This is a genomic window from Lysinibacillus sp. 1 U-2021, assembly GCF_029916965.1.
Taxonomy (GTDB): domain Bacteria; phylum Bacillota; class Bacilli; order Bacillales_A; family Planococcaceae; genus Lysinibacillus; species Lysinibacillus capsici.
The window spans coordinates 982096-999818 of record NZ_CP123966.1 but is presented as its reverse complement, the minus strand read 5'-3'; the positions used below and the strand labels follow the sequence as shown (position 1 = coordinate 999818).

Genomic DNA, 17723 nt, shown 5'->3' with positions numbered 1-17723 from the left:
TCTTCACCTCAAATATACAGTTGGACTATATAGTTTGATTATATATAGTTGGACTGTATATTTCAACCGTAAAAAAAGACAATGCAAAAACTGCATTGTCATTAAAGTTTAGACAACGGCGCTTTTCACGCCTGTCCATCGCATAAATAATTTTTCGTTATAGGATAAGGCAAATTGTACAATTGGTCCAAGTCCAAATGCCATAAATACCGTACCGATGCCTATAGGACCGCCAAGTAGGAAGCCAATGATTGCAACTGTTACTTCCATTGTTGTACGAGAGCGAGTCACACTCCAGCCAAGCTTATGGACCATCATCAGCATGAGTGTATCCCGAGGTCCAATACCTAAATTCGCCACCATATACATCCCACAGCCCCAGCCTAGCAACACTAACCCTGTAAGGTAAGAAATAAGTTGCATCCAAAAACCATCAATATCGGGTAGCCAATAGTTGAAAATATCAATAAAAATGCCAGCCAAAAACATATCGATAAACGTTCCAGGTAAAGGGAATTTTTTTGTAATCAGCATATCAAACGCTAAAATAGCAAGTCCCAAAATAATGGACCATGAACCGATTGATAGGCCTACTGTTTTTGTTAAACCAATATGTAGTACATCCCATGAGCCCACTCCAAAGAGTTGGCCTTTAATTGTTAATGTGATACCAAAAGAAAGCACGATAATGCCTGTTATGAAAAACAAACAGCGCGTAAAAAAAGCTTGTTTCATTTTTTAACCCTCATTCATTCGAAAATTCCTGTTGTCCATCCAGTTATTATAACAATAGATTTTCAATATGCTCGAAGATTGTCATTTCACATTTTTCAAAAAAAGACGGTTTAGCTTTCTTGGGAGAGGGCAAAATAGATATATATGAAAGGATGGGATACTATGACTTCTGTACGTGATGAAATTTTAGAAGTGTTAAACCGAGAAAAGATTGGCACAATGGCAACTGTAGAAAATGGCAAACCTTACTCTCGATACATGACATTCCAGCATGAAGATTTTGTATTGTATACAGTGACGAATAAACATTCAGAAAAAATGGAAGAGCTACGCAAAAACCCATATACCCATATTTTATATGGCTACGAAAATGGTGGCTTTGGTGATACGTATGTAGAAATAGAAGGCAAGCTTACAGAAGTACATGAAGAAGGGATAAAAAATAAACTAGCTGAATTTTTTACGAGTATCTTTATTGGCAATCAGGATGAAATGGTGACATTAAAGATTGAGCCTATTCGTATGCGCTTGATGAATAAAAAAGGGCAACCACCTAAAGAGCTAGAATTTTCAAACGACCATTGACAATGGTCGTTTTTTACTGATGTAACGACAAATAGTTGCAATGGTTAGCATCTTTTTGGCATGATAGTTCTTAAAAGAAAAAGGAGTATAGGTTATGTCGATAAAATTACAGCAGCTAACACAAAATGTATTATCATCTCAAGGAAAACTAGAGGCAGATTTTATACTGAGAAATGCGCAAATTGCGGATGTTTTTTCGTTAACATGGCAAAAAGCAGATATCGTCGTAAAGAATGGTGTGATTGTTGCTCTAGATCGCACGAATAAGTTTCACGCTAAACAGGAAGAGGATGCGGCAGGAGGCTATGTCATTCCTGGTTTAATTGATGGTCATATACATATTGAGTCTTCTATGTTGACACCAGGGGAATTTAGTCGCGTTTTACTTCCTCATGGGATTACAACAGTGATGACAGACCCTCATGAGATCGCCAATGTCGCAGGAGCAGAAGGTATTCAATTTATGCTCGATGATGCACAAAAGGCAGATATGGATATTTTTGTGATGCTGCCATCCAGTGTACCGGGTACACAGTTTGAAAATGCAGGTGCTACACTAACGGCTAAGGATTTGGCGCCATTTTTACAACATGAACAGGTTCGAGGATTAGCAGAGGTGATGGATTTCCCAGCGGTATTAAATGGACAAGAGGACATGCTTCAGAAAATTTTATTATCGCAGGAAGCAAATTTAGTCATTGATGGGCATTGTGCAGGTCTACAAAGCGAACAAATTACAGGCTATCGAGCTGCGGGTATTCACACAGATCATGAATGTGTAACGGCTGAGGAAGCCATTGACCGTGTAGAGCAGGGGATGTATGTACTAATCCGAGAGGGCTCAGCCGCGAAAAACTTACGTGATTTATTGCCAGCTGTCCAGTCACATAATGCTCGTCGCTTTGGATTTTGTACAGATGATAAATATGTGGATGAGTTAATTGACGAAGGTAGCATCAATTATGATATCGCCATGGCAATAGCTGAAGGAATGCCACCATTGCAAGCAATCCAGTTAGCAACCGTAAACACCGCAGAATGCTATCGTTTATTGGATCGAGGTGTACTTGCACCAGGCTATAAGGCAGATTTTGTGTTAGTAGAGAATTTGTCCACAATGCAGGCAAAGGCCGTATGGAAAAATGGGCAGAAAGTGGCTGAAGATGGTAAAATGCTGACAAATCGTCAAGAGCCAGTTGTACCTGCTCATATCCACCAATCTGTCCATTTACCAACCATTACAAAGGATAGGCTACAACTAGCATTCACAAAGGGTACAAAGGCGAATGTAATGGAGATTGTGCCAAATCAGCTAATTACCAATCATGTAGTAATGGATGTACCTGTAAAGGAAGGTGTCTTTGTCCCGTCTGTAGAACAAGATTTATTGAAACTAGCCGTCATCGAACGTCATCATCAGTTACACACGACAGGTTTAGGAATCGTCAAAGGCTTTGGCTTACAAAAAGGAGCAGTAGCCACAACAGTAGCTCATGATTCACATAATGCCCTTGTTGTAGGTACAAATGATGAGGATATGGTCCTGGCGCTTACGCGCATTCAGGAAATCCAAGGGGGCTTTGTAATCGTTGCGGATGGCCAAATTCTAGCGGAGATGCCATTAACCATTGGTGGCTTGATGACAGATGTACCAGCTCAGCAGGCAAAGGAGCAGCTAGCTGGCTTGCACAGGGCATTAAAGACGCTTAATCCAACATTTGATTTCCATTTTTTACTAACATTTTCTTTTGTGGCATTACCAGTTATTCCTACTTTAAAGCTAACAGATACAGGATTATTTGATGTGACAACCTTCCAGCATATCTCAGTAGAAGCATAGACGGTAGAACGACCTAATTGCGGTAAGCGATTAGGTCGTTTATTATCATTCTGTATACCGTAATTAGGTAAATCTTTTTTACGTCGTGGAAATATATTTTCCCAGATGCTCCTTCATCGAGCAATATGCAGCCATGCGATTTATCGTCATGGAGACGAGGGGAATGTTAAAAAATTGTCGGTACCATACCACCATCCATACGAATTGGTGAACCTTTAAATGCAGATGCAAATGGACTACATACAAATGTAGTTATTCTCCCTATTTCGATGGGTTTGATAAATCTTTGGATTTCTGATTGAGGTAGGTTTGTCATCATAAATTCTCTCTCTTTCTCAGAAAAACTCATGTCTTTATTAGGAAACATACCATCAATTATTTGATACACATTCTCGGAGAGTGTTGGTCCTGGCATGATTGTATTAATTGTAACCTCTCTTCCTATTGTTAATTTAGATAGGCTTTTTGACAAAGATAATAGCATCGTTTTTGTCATGCAATATTGAGGCATTTGTCCCGAGGGCATAATTGCTTCTTCACTTGCAATAAAAATAATGCGACCAAAATTATTTTCCAACATTTTAGGCAAGTAAAATTTAGATAATCCATTTGCCGCAAGAACATTCATACGAAAGTATTTTTCCCATGTATCATCATCAACATCTTCATATGGCATAATTTCATAGATACCCATATTGTTAACTAAAATATCAATACAGGGATATTTTTCAAATAAAGCTTCTCTTTGCTGTATATCAGCAATATCGGCTGTAGCATTTTGTGGAAAAGTAGATGGATAAGTTAATTTAATTTCATTTACAGTGCGTTGTACCTCTTCATCATTTCGTCCATTTATTAGTACGTTCACACCTTCTTTGGCTAGTTCGATAGCGATTGCTTTCCCTATACCTCTTGTAGATCCGGTCACTAAAGCTGTTTTATTGTTCAATCCTATATCCATATTACATTGCTCCTCTATCTATTCTGATTTTCTAAAGTGGATGTAAAAATAAAACTCCAACTTTTTTGAATGTCTGACTATTGCTATTGTGTTTCAAAATTTTATATTTATCTAATTTGTTCCTACATGTTTAGAACGCCAATTTGAAGGCGTATCACCTTCCCAAAGGTGGAAGGCACGGTAAAACGAGTTCTGATCTTCGTATCCAATCAGGAAGGCGACATCTTTAATATCAAGCGAGGGGTCTGCTAGATACTCGCGTGCCTGATCACGTCGAACCTGTGTTAACAAAAACTTAAAGCTCGTGCATTCGCTAGTAAGCCTGCGCTGCAAGGTACGGTCGCTCATTCCTAACTCGCTCGCGACTGTCTGTATGTCAGGGCGTCCTCCTGCTAAGCTACGTTTTATTATCCATTTAACCATCTCAGTGAAGGAGCTGCTATGTTGGTGCTCATTCAACGATTGATCCAGAAGAGGGGTCAACATTTCCAGTAACTCTAAGTTATATGAGGCAAAGGGACGATCCAGATCCCCACGGTGTATCGTCAACCGGTTACACGTTGCACCCATTTGGATACTGCAACCGAAATACTCTTCAAGCGTTTGTACATCGCCCATAGGATGTGAAAATTCAACTAACTTTGCTGCTATCGGTTGACCTGTCCCCCGACGTCCGAGCTCAAGAAGAAATGCAAGTGTGATACCAACCAGCATAGGTGGACCAGGTTGCTCAGTATACGCCCAATCTAGTTCGATTGTACAATCCTCACCTTCCTCAGTGATACGCAAGCTTTCAGGCGGACACAGTTGTTTGTACCGTACCATTCTCTTTAACGCATCACGATAATCACGTGCATGGTAGGCTACTAGGACAGTAGGTGGGTAATGAGTTGGTTCAAAGCTAGTCGCTAGTTTGATGATTCCTCTAGCAGTGTCGTCAATGATATCGGAATAAGCCTGCCACATCGAAAAATATTGGGTTATAGAGACGACTGGTTCCTTAATAATAGTGATAGGTAGTCGTGCTTTACGAACCACGTCTTGCGGGGCAATTCCTACTTGACGTAATCCTTCCCAAAATCCCAAAGGCATTTTAATACGATTAGAGGTATGTAACAACATCAATTTGAGGCTCCTTCATCATGTATATTTACTGTTCATATCGTGATTTTTGCCCTGCTTTGTTTGAACGGGACAGTGTATATAGTATCTTTTCAATCACGCCTTGTAACTAGCAAACAGTGACTACTAACTTGCTATGTGCGACAAATTTTTAGAAAACAAGAATATTAATGCTTGGATTAATGCAATACTTTGTTAACTTTAGCATATCTCAATCACTATCATTCGCAGTATTCATTTTTCTCTTTTACACTATCCTCGTTTCTTAAAAACTAAAGAGACATTTTGATTTTTCTCAAGATATTTAATACAGAATAGGGTATAGAAGCTCAATACAGCAAAAAAATGTTTCTATCTTTATCCATTTTGCAAAAGAGCAACCCCTTTAAAATCATTTTTTTCGATTGATTTTATCGAAATAATCATCTTTATCGAATTGTAAATTCATAATAAGATATAGGTATACGGGAACAATAGTAAAAACTTCAAGGAAACGGGGAAATTCTAAATGTCAATAGCAGTTATTTACGGTGGCAATCGGCCGAATGGGAATGTAGAGACTTTAACAAAATTAGTAACTCAAGGCCTAATGATTGAAGAAATTTATCTAAAGGACTGTGTTATTCAGCCAATAATCGATAAGCGTCATGCTGCGGAAGGGTTCACAGATGTCAGCGATGATTATAACGCCGTCATTGACCGTATTCTTCCACATGATATTCTTATATTTTCTACGCCTATTTATTGGTATAGTATGACAGGAGCGATGAAGAACTTTATAGATCGATGGTCACAAACCTTAAGAGACCCGAATTATCCTGATTTTAAAGCATTAATGTCTTCTAAAAAAGCATATGTCATTGCAGTTGGTGGAGATGAGCCTTATATAAAGGGGTTACCAATGATTCAGCAATTTCAACATATTTTTGATTTTGTTGGGATAACCTTTGAGGGATATATTCTAGGAGAAGGAAACAAGCCAGGCGAGATCCTTCAAGATCTAAAAGCATTGTCTGCAGCTGATCATCTTAGAAAAGAATTACAATAAGTCGACCTTATTGGCCTTTAGATGATATTGACTATTTTTATAGCACAATACAATGAAACGAATTTGGAGGAAAGAAGTCTCCAAATTCGTTTCTCTTTATATGATGAAAGGTTCTTTTGATGTTAGATATTTACTTGCGCTATTGGTAAATGCAGCCATCTCTTTCTTTCAGCTACAAACTAGTGTATATTGGATTTTATTATCGAAAAGGGTGAATGTTTCAACAAAAACTATCGAAGAAATAGATGAAGGGGTTCAAGTGATGGATATTAAGCAGCTTCAAACGTTTTTTACTGCAGCTGAAACATTAAGCTTTACACAGACAGCTCAGCTTCTTGACTACGCTCAATCGAGTATTACAGCTCAGATAAAAACATTAGAACAAGAGTTAGGTGTTCATCTTTTTGAGCGGCTTGGCAAGCGCATTATTCTCACAGAAGAGGGCAAGCGTCTACAGCATTATGCAAAAAAAATGCTTGAGCTAGACCGTGAAATGAAAAAAGCTATATCCAACGAGCAGGAGCAAGTCCTATTGAAGGTAGGGGCACAGGAAAGTCAGTGTGTCTATCGACTACCAAGTATTTTACAGCAATTTCAACAAGCACACCCGCAAGTGAAAATCATTTTCAAGCCTGTGCATACAACAGCTATTGCAAAGGATTTATTACAAGCTGGTAAACTTGATATTGCATTGATAACGGACACTTATCAGGAAACAGCCATGCTCAAGCGAGAGCGATTGATTCAGGAACAGCTTGTTTTTGTGAGTGCCCCCAAAGAAATTAGTCAGCCTCTATCGGCTCAACAAATTTCAACTGAAACGATGTTGTTAACAGAAACAGGGTGCTCCTATCGTAATCATTTAGAAGCACAGCTACAGCAAGAGGGTGTCAATCCCTTACAAATGATTGAATTCGCCAGTATTGAAGCAATCAAGCAATGTGTGATGGCAGGGTTAGGTATTACATTTTTACCTAAAATGGTTGTAGAGAAGGAGCTGGAAAGTGGGCAATTAATGGAAGTACCGTCCACAATTGATTTAGCGCCAATTTATACAGATATTGCATGGCATAAAGATAAGCATATGCATCCCTGTCTCGAAGATTTTATTGCCATCGCCAAACATAGCTATGAAGCTTTTAAGGATGAAAAAAGAGCCTGAATGATTCAGACTCTGTTACAAATTATTGCTGCTTGAGGGTACCCGAAAAATTGGTGCCTTCATTACGTTCAGCACGACAATCAATCTCGGACACCTTTAGGGCATTATTAGATAAACGTTCAAACTCGACAACACAACGATTGCCATTCGAGGATGTATTCATAAGGGCTTTCGTATTGCTTGTAATTGTGGCTGTGCCATTTACACTACCTGAAGCGGAGCCATCATTCGCCGTTAAAGCAATAGAAAAGCTCTTGTTTGTGGCATTGGAGATTATAGCATCACGGCGGTTAAACTCATTTGTACCCTTACCCCATTTATAGTAGTAAGTATACACACCTTCCCATGCGCTTTTACTAGGAGTAGCCTGCTGTAATGATTTGTCGAGCTGATTTTGAGCATTTTTTGCCCTATTATTTAAAGATACGTTGTTGGCATTCTCATGAATGGCTTGTGCATCCGCTGAAATTTCATAATAATTTCGTTCGTCCATACGATAGAGCATCATGACAACTTGCGCACGGGTCATGTTGCTTGTCACGCCATAAAACTTTTGTAAATTGCGCTCTTCATACTGTGGATTTAGCCCTGAAGAAATATAGGTATCAAGTAAAAATTGAATAGATTGATCTAAGCCCTTCTTACCGCTAGCTAAATGAGCAATAGCCTGTGCCACTACACCACGCTTCACAGTAGCCGCTCGGATTCGGTTGTCGAAATAGCCATTTAAAGGCACCCCATAGCTTGCGAGTTGGTTATAGAATTCATCCGACCAGTTTGCCGAAGGCGTTTGCTTTTTTAATTCGTCGATAGGTGTTTCGAGCTCATAAAAATTGGCTAATAGTTTTGCTAATTGCTGTTCAGTAATGGTAGCATTTGGTTTAAATGTACCGTCTGTAAAGCCATTAACAATATCATATTCTTCTGCCCATAAAATAGCTTCATATGCATAATGATCCTTTGATACGTCTCGAAAGCCAGCAGCTTGTACATTGCCTGCACTAGCTATAATCAGAATAGAAAATAATAATGTACCTATTAATTTTTTCATTTGTTGTCTTCATCCTTTCTTGCTCGCTTTAGTAATAGTTTGCAGGAAATGGATAAAAACTGCAAATTTTTCTAGTGAAAAAATAATCGCTGCCCTTTGTCGGGTAGCGATTATTTTAAACGTCGTTATTGGGCTGTGTAGCCACCATCTACTGTTAATGTGTTCCCTGTCATAAACGTTGAATCGTCACATGCCATAAATAAAACAGCTTTTGCCATTTCCTCTGGTTGTCCTAGTCGTTGCATAGGTGTGATCTGACGTAATGGCTCCTTACTTTCTTCTGGGATAATTGGTGTATCAATAAAGCCTGGACATAGGGCATTGACACGAATCCCTCGCGTAGCAAATTCTAATGCTAATGAACGTGTTAAATTAATCACGCCTCCTTTTGCTGCATTATAAGCAGCTGATCCTGGCGAGCCAACCCAACCATACATCGAAGCTGTATTAACGATTGTACCACCATTCGCTTTTAGCATTTCTTTGATGGCAGCCTGCGCCATTAAAAATACACCATCTAAGTCTACATTTACAGTTTGACGCCATTCCGCATAAGGAAGCTCCTCAGTTGGCGTAACACGACCAATCCCTGCATTATTAAAAAGGACATCGACTTTGCCAAATGCCTCAATAGTTGTTTGATAAATAGCTGCTACTTCCTGTTCATCCGTTACATTTGCTTTGATAAACATGGCTTCTGCTCCTGTTGCCTGTAGTTCAGCTGCAAATGCTTGGCCTTTTTCCTCGTTTAGGTCCACAAGCACCACTTTTGCTCCCTCTGCTACAAATAATTGGGCTGTTGCAGCACCGATACCAGAAGCACCACCTGTAATAATTGCGACTTTATCTTGTAATTTCCCCATACATGACACTCCCTTAAACAAACTTTTTTCTTGCACACTGTGTAAATCACGGTGTACTTTTATTGTAAAACGCCTGAAAACGGAAACAATCATTAATGTCGTAGTAAATATCTAACTAGTAGACATATGTGCCTGAAATGTCTAAAAGGGGGAAGTAAAATTGCCAAAATGGACACAAAGACAAGAAAGAACCCGCCGTCATTTTTATGAAGCGTTTGTCGATTTAATGAAACAACATGGTTTTCAAGCCATTACAGTGAAGGATATTGTAGAACGAGCGGGCTATAACCGTAGTACCTTTTATGTGCATTTTCAAGATAAATTTGAACTAGCAGAGAATTTACTAGAACAAATGCTGAATGGTCTGGAAGTGGCAGTAGGTGAACCCTACCTATATGGAGAAAAGGTATACACGACAAAATTGAAAGCACCATCCTTTAATATTATTCATTACATTTATAAGCACCGTTTGTTTTTCGAGCTGCTGAATGTGGAAGATACGATTCCTGGGTTGCACACCCGTATGCCCTTAACGATCACAAAAATTTATCAAGAGCAATTTAAATTTGAGACGATCAATCAGCAGCCTGTCAACATGAACATGTTCAAGCATTATACTTCCTACGGCTTTTATGGATTGATGATGCAATGGATTGCAAGCGGCTATGAAAAATCAGAAGAAGCTTTAATCAAGGATATTATTGAATTAACAAAAACACATATTTATGCATTTGAATTTATAGGAAAGCCGCTAGAAAAAGAAGAATAAAAGTATATTAACATAAATCTATGTATTTTTATAAAAGAATCTCTAATGTCTGCATTAGGGATTTTTTTGTTTGGGCTAAACTAATTTTTGTATAAGAAAAAAATTTTTTTAAAGAAATTTTCATAAAGTAGTTGAATTTTCTTTGTATTAAGCATATATTTTTCCTAAGGGAAACAAAATATCTCCAAAGAAAGAAGAGTGCGTGAATGAAAGATTTAGGTGATTTCAAGCTGACGATTCTTCCAATGGCCATTTTAATTATTTTAGCAATCGTATGGAAACTGACCGATTCAGTAGGCGCAGGTATGATGTTAATCCTTTTCTGGATGAGCTGGCGCCAGCTTATCAGGAAAATGAATATAAATTAAGGTATTGCGTGGAAAAAGTTGGGATATTGGCGTTAAATACGACTAGGGCGGGCATGACAAACAATTTACGGCTTGTCCGCCTATTGGTTACTTCGTAGTTTAGGCACTTTTTTCAAACAATTGCTTAATAAAGAGAAAGTTGAGGTAGGAAAATGAAACAATGGTTAGGTGTGGTGGTATTATCACTCTCATTTCTATTATTTGGCTGTTCAGCAGAAACAGAGGGTGAAAAAGAAGGCATTGTGGTTGCAACCACAGGACAGATTGCAGATGCGATTAAAGAAATCAGTGGTGATCATTTACAGGTATCAGCATTGATGGGTCCAGGCGTAGATCCCCATCTCTACAAGGCGACTCAAAGTGATTTATCGAAATTGGATAAAGCAGAAGTCATTTTTTATAATGGCTTACATTTAGAAGGACAAATGCTCGATATATTTGAACAAATGGCGAAGGATAAAACGGTCTTGGCAGTGGGCGAGACATTAGATGAAAAGCAACTGCTTGCCAGTGATACGGATGCCATGCTCCATGATCCACATATTTGGTTTGATGTTGAGCTTTGGAAAGGTGTTGTCAAGGCAATCAGTACGCAGCTTCAGGAAGAATACCCTGAATTTAAAGTAGATTTTCAAACAAATGAAGCAGCTTACTTGAAAAAGCTGGATGATTTACAAAGCTACGCAGAAAAGCGTATGAATGAAATACCACAGCAACAAAGAATATTAGTAACGGCTCATGATGCATTCAATTACTTTGGCAGAAGTCAGGGATTTGAAGTACGTGGCTTGCAAGGACTGAGTACGGATTCAGAGTATGGTGTGAAGGATGTTCAGGAGATGGTTGATTTCTTAGTAGAAAATAAGATTAAGGCTCTTTTTATAGAATCCAGTGTGTCCGATAAGGCGATGAAAGCTGTTATTGAAGGGGCTAAGGAGAAAGGCCACGACATTGTCATCGGTGGGGAATTATTCTCAGATGCTATGGGAGCTGAAGGAACAACAGAAGGTACGTATATAGGTATGTATCAACATAACATCGACACGATCGTCGATGCATTAAAGTAGGTGAAGAATATGTATGCATTAACAGTGGAAAATCTATCAGTGGCGTATGATAAAAAAACAGTATTAGAAAATGCCTGTGTAACAGTGCCTACAGGTCATCTAGCTGCCATTATTGGCCCAAATGGTGCAGGGAAATCCACATTTTTAAAGGCCATTTTAAATCAGCTTCCTAATAAAGTGGGAAAGGTAGAAATTTTAGGGAAGGTGTTTGAGCCAAAGAGTTTAGTCGTAGGCTATGTGCCTCAGCGTAATGCGGTGGATTGGGATTTCCCAACAAATGCGTTGGATGTGGTGCTCATGGGGCGTTATGGCCATACAGGCCTATTTAAAAGACCGTCTAAGCAGGATAAAATTGTTGCTCGACAAGCTTTAGCAAGTGTTGGGATGCAGGATTTTGCAGAGCGTTCCATCGGGCAGCTTTCAGGAGGCCAGCAACAGCGTGTATTCCTAGCTAGAGCCCTTGCACAAAATGCAGATATATATTTTTTAGATGAACCATTTGCAGGAGTAGATGCTGCGACAGAAAAAACGATTATTGATATTCTAAAGGATTTAAAGGCACAGGGAAAAAGTATTTTTGTTGTGCATCACGATCTTCAAACCGTCAAGGAATACTTTGACTATACGATTCTATTAAACAAAACGATTTTAGCATCAGGCGCAACGGAAGATGTTTTTACACCAGAGCAATTACAAAAAACATATGGTGGTAAACTTTTCATGATGCAGCATGTGTAAGGAGGGACATAATGTTAAGCGGTAACTTATTGTGGGTACTGAGTGGAACGATGTTACTTGGCATTGCAGCAGGCATCACAGGCACGTTCTCCTTCTTACAGAAACAAAGTCTAGTTGGGGATGCTGCTGCGCATGCAACATTACCAGGTATTGCCCTTGCGTTCCTGCTAACAGGTCAAAAGGAATTGCCAATTTTAATGCTAGGAGCGGGCATTACATCTGCATTATCTGTGTATTGTATTCAATGGATTGTGTCATTTTCAAAAATGAAGGCTGACGCTGCCATTGGATTAGTCCTCACCGTATTTTTTGGTGTTGGTGTTGTATTTTTAACAGTGGTTAACCGTAGCCCACTGGGGAATCAGAGTGGTCTGAATAATTTTATTTTCGGTAAAGCAGCGACGATGACCAAGGCAGATTTAATGTGGCTCTTTATTAGTGCAACCATCATTATTGTGGTTAGTCTCTTGCTTTATAAGGAATGGAAGCTACTGATCTTTGATCCTGTTTATGCAAAAGGGATTGGCTTACCAATTGAGGCTTTAAAGGCAACATTAACGGTTTTAATTGTCATGACAATTGTTACAGGTATACAAGCTGTTGGCGTTATTTTAATGTCAGCTTTATTAATTATTCCTGCTGCCAGTGCCAAGTTATGGACAAAAAAATTGAGCACAATGCTCATTTTAAGTGCTGCGATTGGAGGTATCGCTGGCATAACAGGAACCTTTATTAGTGCGATTCGAACAGGGTTATCGACGGGTCCTATAATTGTCTTAGTGGCAGCAGGTATATTCTTTCTATCGTATTTTATAAGTCCAACTGGTCAAATTAGTAAATATCGTAGGAAAATGCAATTTCGAAAGCAGGGTGGTGTAGGATGATCGAATTTTGGGTTGTATTCACGGGACTGTTAGTTGGGGTAACTTGTGGAATTGCAGGTGTCTTCCTCATCTTGCGTAGAATGTCCATGATTGCAGATGCCATCAGTCATACAGTGCTCTTTGGCATCGTGATGGCTTACCTTATTACCCAAACGTTGAATGGTTTTTGGATGTTGGTAGGTGCTGCGTTTGCAGGGATTTTAACAGCCTATCTTGTGCAATTATTACATTCTTCTGGTATTCAAGAAGACGCAGCGATAGGCGTAGTGTTTACATCTCTGTTTGCAGCAGGTGTTCTCCTTATCACCTTATTTGCAGGCAATGTGCACTTAGATGTTGAGCATGTTTTAATGGGAGAAATTGCTTTTGTTCCTTGGGATAAATGGACATTGCTTGGGCTGGCAATGCCTAAGGCAGTATGGATGCTCTTACTCGTCCTCGTCATTAACATTGCGTTCCTACTCCTATTCTTTAAAGAAATGAAGCTTGCGACGTTTGACCCTGTGTATGCAGCAACCATCGGCATTCCCGTTGTCTTTCTTCATTATGGCTTTATGACATCGATTTCGTTTACAACAGTGGCAGCTTTTGATAGTGTAGGGGCCATTTTAGTGGTTGCCATGTTGATTGGGCCAGCTGCTACCTCCCATTTAATCAGCAAGACGATTAAGCAAATGTTCGTCAATAGTATGCTCTTTGGAGCTGCTGCTTCCGTCATTGGCTATTATTTAGCGAAATTTTGGGATACCTCTATAGCAGGTATGATGGCAACAACAGTCGGCTTCATTTTTATCGTGACATTCATTTGTCAAAAAATCGTTGAGCGTAGAAAAAAAGTACTTGTTCATAAACTAGAAACTTCTTAATGAAAAACGTCGTTTGATACGCCCATCAAACGATGTTTTTTCTTTTGAGGACAAGTTCAAACTTTTGAATGAGTACTCCTTCTAGGAAAAATAGTATACTCGTTAAGATAAACTAGAAAGAGAAAGAATAGTAGCATCTAGCAAATTTTTCTATATTTTTATGTACGAATATTTAAAATTTTGTTACGATAAATTTTATGATAGCAACAAGGAGAACAGCATGTGGAGAAATCGAAACGTATGGATTATTTTATTAGGTGAATTTGTCGTAGGTCTCGGCTTATGGGCTGGCATTATTGGCAATTTAGCCTTTATGCAAGAGGTAGTACCTTCTGACTTTCACAAATCATTAATTATTTCTTGTGGTATTTTAGCAGGCTTAGTTGTTGGTCCAATGGCAGGACGTATCATTGACCAATCGAAGAAAAAAACGGTTGTCCAGATGGCGAGTATCGGACGCATCATCAGTGTTTTATTTATGTTTATCGCACTTTATACTAATTCGGTCATTTGGATGATTCTATTTTTAATCACGCTGCAAATAGCAGCAGCATTTTATATGCCTGCCTTGCAATCTATTATTCCCATGATTGCGAAGGAACAGGATTTAATTACATTAAATGCTTGGCAAATGAATGCGAGAACCATTTCAAGGATCATCGGTACAGCCGCTGCCGGGTTTATGCTCAGTTTTTTTGAGTTAAAATGGTTATATATTATTTCATTTATTGTCTATTTAGGCATGTTTGTCATTACTAGTTTATTGCAATTGGATGAAGCATCTACGGAAACGATGACAAACAAAGAAAAAGGGAATTTTAAAGAAGTGTTACCGATGGTGAAAGAGCATCCAGTCGTTTTGATGACGCTTGTCTTAATGTTAATTCCTACATTATTTTTAGGCTCTTTTAATTTAGTGATTATGAAAATATCTGAAATTCATCAATCTACCACAATTTCAGGATTATTGTATACGGTGGAAGGTATCGGATTTATGCTTGGTGCAGCTGGTTTGAAAATGATTGCTGACCGTGTACAAATGGGTACACTGCTTTTTTCATTGGCCTTTATTATCGGCTCAATGGAGCTCCTATTATTACTGGCAGATATTCCATTTTTCGCTTTAGTTGCATTTGGCGTTTTTGGCTTTTCAGTTGGCTGTTTTTTCCCAACGACAATGGTAATTTTCCAAAAACAAGTACCCAAACAGTTTCATGGACGCTTTTTCTCATTCCGCAACATGATTGATTCCGTCGTCTTTCAAATCGTGCTTTTATCGACAGGTATGATGCTAGATTTAATTGGTTTAAGTGGTATGGGACTTGTTTTCGGAATCATAAGCTTAAGTTTAACCACTACTTTCTTATTTTACGCTAAGAAAAAGAATGTCGTTATGCATGCACATTAATATCATGTCCTTTATGCATGACACCAATTGGGGCATACGATAGAGGTATAAAAAGGTGGTAGCATAGGAAAGGAACTGTCTAGATGGAGACGGTTCCTTCTTCATTAATTCAAGTAATCTTATTTGATATACATAGAGAAAGAAGGTTGAAAAATGGTTGAAAAATCTCAAGAGTCAATTGCGTCCTATATTGAGTCACCAGAAAAACTAAAAAACCTATATAGGCGTGTACTGATAGTTGTTAGCTTATCCCAAATTTTTGGGGGAGCTGGACTTGCGGCGGGTATTACGGTAGGCGCTCTACTGGCACAACAAATGCTTGGAACGGATGCCTATGCGGGTGTACCCTCTGCATTATTTACGTTAGGCTCTGCGGGTGCGGCTTTCATTGTAGGAAAACTATCACAGCGTTATGGTCGCCGCATAGGCTTATCATCAGGTTTTATAGTGGGTGGACTTGGTGCAATAGGTGTAGTCCTTGCTACTTTAATGAATAGTATTTTGTTATTGTTTGCCTCTCTATTAATCTATGGAGCTGGTACGGCAACTAATTTACAGGCACGCTACGCTGGGACAGATTTAGCCAATAATAAGCAACGTGCTACGGCGATTAGTACAACCATGCTTATGACCACGTTTGGTGCTGTTTTAGGTCCAAATTTAGTAGAATGGATGGGAAAAGTAGCACTGTCTATCGGTATTCCAGCTTTAGCGGGTCCATTTCTATTATCAGCTTTGGCCTTTATTATGGCGGGGCTTGTATTGTTTACGATGCTGCGTCCTGACCCGCTAGAAATAGCGAAAGCCATAGAGGCACATAAGCAAAAAATGAACAAAGAAAATCAAACACCATCCATGCCTATATCTAGCAATAAAAGAGGCCTAGCGGTAGGAGCAACAGTTATGGTCCTGACACAAATTGTCATGGTGGCCATCATGACAATGACACCTGTCCATATGAAACATCATGGACATGGATTAGCCGAGGTTGGTATTGTGATAGGGTTTCATGTAGGTGCTATGTATCTGCCATCACTTGTCACAGGTATTCTTGTTGATAAAATCGGACGTACAGCAATGAGTATAGCTTCAGGTATTACGTTGCTACTCGCTGGCGTAGTGGCTGCATTTGCACCAAGCGATTCAATGGTGTTACTCATTGTGGCACTTTCTTTACTGGGATTAGGTTGGAACTTTGGCTTAATTAGTGGAACTGCTCAAATTGTTGATGCGACGGAGCCTTCTACCCGTGCAAAAACACAGGGGAAGATGGATGTTTTTGTGGCATTGGCAGGGGCATCAGGTGGTGCACTATCAGGTATGGTAGTGGCGAATTCAAGCTATGCAGTGTTGTCCTTAGCAGGAGGGCTATTGTCGTTAGTATTGATTCCTGTTGTCATTTGGTCTAGGAGAGCAGCTTAAAAAGGAGAAGGGGAAATTGGCATCTAAGCTAATTATTATCCGAGGAAATTCAGGTAGTGGGAAAACGACAGTTGCAAAGAAACTTCAGCATCATCTGGGACATGGTACACTTTTGATTGCGCAAGATGTTGTCCGACGTGATATGTTAAAGGTGCATGATCGAGAAGGCAATCTTTCTATTGAATTAATTCGTCAAATCGCAGAGTATGGTAAAGGTCGTTGTGAAGTTGTCATTGTAGAAGGAATATTATATGCCAGTCGTTATGGAGCTATGTTAAAAGATTTAATCCACTTCTATGATCAGAAGGCCAATACTTATTATTTTGATTTATCTTTTGAGGAAACCGTTATTCGTCATCATTCTAGCTCCAAAAAAAATGACTTCGGAGAAGATTCTTTACGTGCTTGGTGGAATCCGCATGATTATCTTGGGGTGGATGGTGAAACGCTGCTGACGGAAGAGATGTCACAGGATGATTTATTAAAATTAATGGTAAAGCAACTGTAGAAGTAACAAAAAACTTACCCTTTCGTAGGGTAAGTTTTTTCATAGTGTTGAAAAATTTCCGTGCAGGTTACATGCTTTCCTCTGGGCGAACACAGCTCCGTTTAGAGGTTACCTGTATCGCTATTCAAGAAGATTCAAGTAGCCTTCCACTCCAACCCGTTAAAATGTTTCTTTTTTTAGAAAAAATTTTCAAATAAAACAAAGGTGTTCACTACTCTTTATGGCGAGGGTAGTCACTCATCACTACTGCCAGTATGAAAGAGGAAAAGACACTTTTGTAGAATGGTTGATTGGAGAGGAGCCAGCGTTACTCCTTGGGAATTTAG

The 17723-nt window shown here is 39.1% G+C and carries 18 protein-coding genes; 13 read left to right on the top strand and 5 right to left on the bottom strand.

The window, feature by feature from the left end; all coding sequences use genetic code 11:
* Positions 1-108 precede the first annotated feature (108 nt).
* Positions 109-735: a YczE/YyaS/YitT family protein gene (locus tag QH639_RS05300; RefSeq protein WP_004230690.1), complete on the bottom strand. Its 627-nt coding sequence runs from the start codon at positions 733-735 to the stop codon at positions 109-111.
* A 162-nt stretch (positions 736-897) separates the two neighbouring features.
* Between QH639_RS05300 and QH639_RS05295 the strand changes: the two genes are divergently transcribed.
* Positions 898-1320 (top strand): pyridoxamine 5'-phosphate oxidase family protein, encoded by a 423-nt coding sequence (locus QH639_RS05295; RefSeq protein ID WP_048392416.1) that lies wholly within the window; start codon positions 898-900, stop codon positions 1318-1320.
* A 94-nt stretch (positions 1321-1414) separates the two neighbouring features.
* Positions 1415-3160 carry an adenine deaminase gene (ade, locus tag QH639_RS05290; RefSeq protein WP_281115757.1) on the top strand — a complete coding sequence of 582 codons (1746 nt, stop codon included), beginning with the start codon at positions 1415-1417 and terminating at the stop codon, positions 3158-3160.
* A gap of 166 nt (positions 3161-3326) precedes the next feature.
* Here ade and QH639_RS05285 read toward each other — a convergent pair whose 3' ends face one another.
* Both QH639_RS05285 and QH639_RS05280 read right to left on the bottom strand, forming a co-directional pair.
* Positions 3327-4121 carry an SDR family NAD(P)-dependent oxidoreductase gene (locus QH639_RS05285; RefSeq protein ID WP_131521477.1) on the bottom strand — a complete coding sequence of 265 codons (795 nt, stop codon included), beginning with the start codon at positions 4119-4121 and terminating at the stop codon, positions 3327-3329.
* Positions 4122-4232: 111 nt separating this feature from the next.
* Positions 4233-5243 carry an AraC family transcriptional regulator gene (locus QH639_RS05280; protein WP_131521582.1) on the bottom strand — a complete coding sequence of 337 codons (1011 nt, stop codon included), beginning with the start codon at positions 5241-5243 and terminating at the stop codon, positions 4233-4235.
* Positions 5244-5751: 508 nt separating this feature from the next.
* Here QH639_RS05280 and QH639_RS05275 point away from each other — a divergent pair.
* A complete protein-coding gene (locus tag QH639_RS05275) occupies positions 5752-6291 on the top strand; it encodes a flavodoxin family protein (protein ID WP_281115756.1) in 540 nt (179 codons plus the stop codon).
* Between the two features lie 262 nt (positions 6292-6553).
* Positions 6554-7453: a LysR family transcriptional regulator gene (locus QH639_RS05270; protein WP_103119090.1), complete on the top strand. Its 900-nt coding sequence runs from the start codon at positions 6554-6556 to the stop codon at positions 7451-7453.
* A gap of 22 nt (positions 7454-7475) precedes the next feature.
* On the opposite strand, the gene QH639_RS05265 is transcribed toward QH639_RS05270, so the two are convergent.
* Entirely contained in the window at positions 7476-8504 is a 1029-nt protein-coding gene (locus QH639_RS05265) for an S-layer homology domain-containing protein (protein ID WP_281115755.1), read from the bottom strand.
* A gap of 125 nt (positions 8505-8629) precedes the next feature.
* Positions 8630-9367: an SDR family NAD(P)-dependent oxidoreductase gene (locus QH639_RS05260; protein WP_016991666.1), complete on the bottom strand. Its 738-nt coding sequence runs from the start codon at positions 9365-9367 to the stop codon at positions 8630-8632.
* A 160-nt stretch (positions 9368-9527) separates the two neighbouring features.
* On the opposite strand from QH639_RS05260, the gene QH639_RS05255 reads away from it, so the two are divergent.
* From QH639_RS05255 to QH639_RS05215, 9 genes are all read left to right on the top strand, one after another.
* Complete coding sequence (locus tag QH639_RS05255) at positions 9528-10136, top strand: TetR/AcrR family transcriptional regulator (protein ID WP_066037768.1); 609 nt, start codon at positions 9528-9530, stop codon at positions 10134-10136.
* A 206-nt stretch (positions 10137-10342) separates the two neighbouring features.
* A complete protein-coding gene (locus QH639_RS05250) occupies positions 10343-10504 on the top strand; it encodes a hypothetical protein (protein WP_004230657.1) in 162 nt (53 codons plus the stop codon).
* A gap of 152 nt (positions 10505-10656) precedes the next feature.
* The gene (locus QH639_RS05245; RefSeq protein WP_281115754.1) at positions 10657-11571 is read left to right on the top strand and encodes a metal ABC transporter solute-binding protein, Zn/Mn family; all 915 of its coding nucleotides are present in this window, start codon (positions 10657-10659) and stop codon (positions 11569-11571) included.
* 9 nt (positions 11572-11580) lie between these two features.
* Complete coding sequence (locus tag QH639_RS05240; RefSeq protein WP_048392425.1) at positions 11581-12309, top strand: metal ABC transporter ATP-binding protein; 729 nt, start codon at positions 11581-11583, stop codon at positions 12307-12309.
* 11 nt (positions 12310-12320) lie between these two features.
* A complete protein-coding gene (locus QH639_RS05235) occupies positions 12321-13193 on the top strand; it encodes a metal ABC transporter permease (protein ID WP_281115753.1) in 873 nt (290 codons plus the stop codon).
* Positions 13190-14059 (top strand): metal ABC transporter permease, encoded by an 870-nt coding sequence (locus QH639_RS05230; RefSeq protein WP_281115752.1) that lies wholly within the window; start codon positions 13190-13192, stop codon positions 14057-14059. The genes QH639_RS05235 and QH639_RS05230 overlap by 4 nt, the downstream gene beginning before the upstream one ends.
* A 220-nt stretch (positions 14060-14279) precedes the next feature.
* Positions 14280-15467, top strand: a complete 1188-nt coding sequence (locus QH639_RS05225; protein WP_036077291.1) for an MFS transporter — start codon at positions 14280-14282, stop codon at positions 15465-15467.
* A gap of 153 nt (positions 15468-15620) precedes the next feature.
* Entirely contained in the window at positions 15621-16889 is a 1269-nt protein-coding gene (locus QH639_RS05220) for an MFS transporter (protein ID WP_131521472.1), read from the top strand.
* A gap of 16 nt (positions 16890-16905) precedes the next feature.
* Positions 16906-17397: a kinase gene (locus tag QH639_RS05215; RefSeq protein ID WP_237898163.1), complete on the top strand. Its 492-nt coding sequence runs from the start codon at positions 16906-16908 to the stop codon at positions 17395-17397.
* Positions 17398-17723: the final 326 nt, after the last annotated feature.

Excerpts from the sequence above, each read along its gene's own strand:
- QH639_RS05250 (WP_004230657.1), top strand. The coding sequence starts at position 10,343 with ATGAAAGATTTAGGTGATTTCAAGCTGACGATTCTTCCAATGGCCATT.
- QH639_RS05225 (WP_036077291.1), top strand. The coding sequence starts at position 14,280 with ATGTGGAGAAATCGAAACGTATGGATTATTTTATTAGGTGAATTTGTC.
- QH639_RS05300 (WP_004230690.1), bottom strand. The coding sequence starts at position 735 with ATGAAACAAGCTTTTTTTACGCGCTGTTTGTTTTTCATAACAGGCATT.
- QH639_RS05245 (WP_281115754.1), top strand. The coding sequence starts at position 10,657 with ATGAAACAATGGTTAGGTGTGGTGGTATTATCACTCTCATTTCTATTA.
- QH639_RS05230 (WP_281115752.1), top strand. The coding sequence starts at position 13,190 with ATGATCGAATTTTGGGTTGTATTCACGGGACTGTTAGTTGGGGTAACT.
- QH639_RS05265 (WP_281115755.1), bottom strand. The coding sequence starts at position 8,504 with ATGAAAAAATTAATAGGTACATTATTATTTTCTATTCTGATTATAGCT.
- QH639_RS05275 (WP_281115756.1), top strand. The coding sequence starts at position 5,752 with ATGTCAATAGCAGTTATTTACGGTGGCAATCGGCCGAATGGGAATGTA.
- QH639_RS05240 (WP_048392425.1), top strand. The coding sequence starts at position 11,581 with ATGTATGCATTAACAGTGGAAAATCTATCAGTGGCGTATGATAAAAAA.
- QH639_RS05295 (WP_048392416.1), top strand. The coding sequence starts at position 898 with ATGACTTCTGTACGTGATGAAATTTTAGAAGTGTTAAACCGAGAAAAG.
- QH639_RS05220 (WP_131521472.1), top strand. The coding sequence starts at position 15,621 with ATGGTTGAAAAATCTCAAGAGTCAATTGCGTCCTATATTGAGTCACCA.
- ade (WP_281115757.1), top strand. The coding sequence starts at position 1,415 with ATGTCGATAAAATTACAGCAGCTAACACAAAATGTATTATCATCTCAA.
- QH639_RS05260 (WP_016991666.1), bottom strand. The coding sequence starts at position 9,367 with ATGGGGAAATTACAAGATAAAGTCGCAATTATTACAGGTGGTGCTTCT.
- QH639_RS05270 (WP_103119090.1), top strand. The coding sequence starts at position 6,554 with ATGGATATTAAGCAGCTTCAAACGTTTTTTACTGCAGCTGAAACATTA.
- QH639_RS05285 (WP_131521477.1), bottom strand. The coding sequence starts at position 4,121 with ATGGATATAGGATTGAACAATAAAACAGCTTTAGTGACCGGATCTACA.
- QH639_RS05280 (WP_131521582.1), bottom strand. The coding sequence starts at position 5,243 with ATGTTGTTACATACCTCTAATCGTATTAAAATGCCTTTGGGATTTTGG.
- QH639_RS05235 (WP_281115753.1), top strand. The coding sequence starts at position 12,321 with ATGTTAAGCGGTAACTTATTGTGGGTACTGAGTGGAACGATGTTACTT.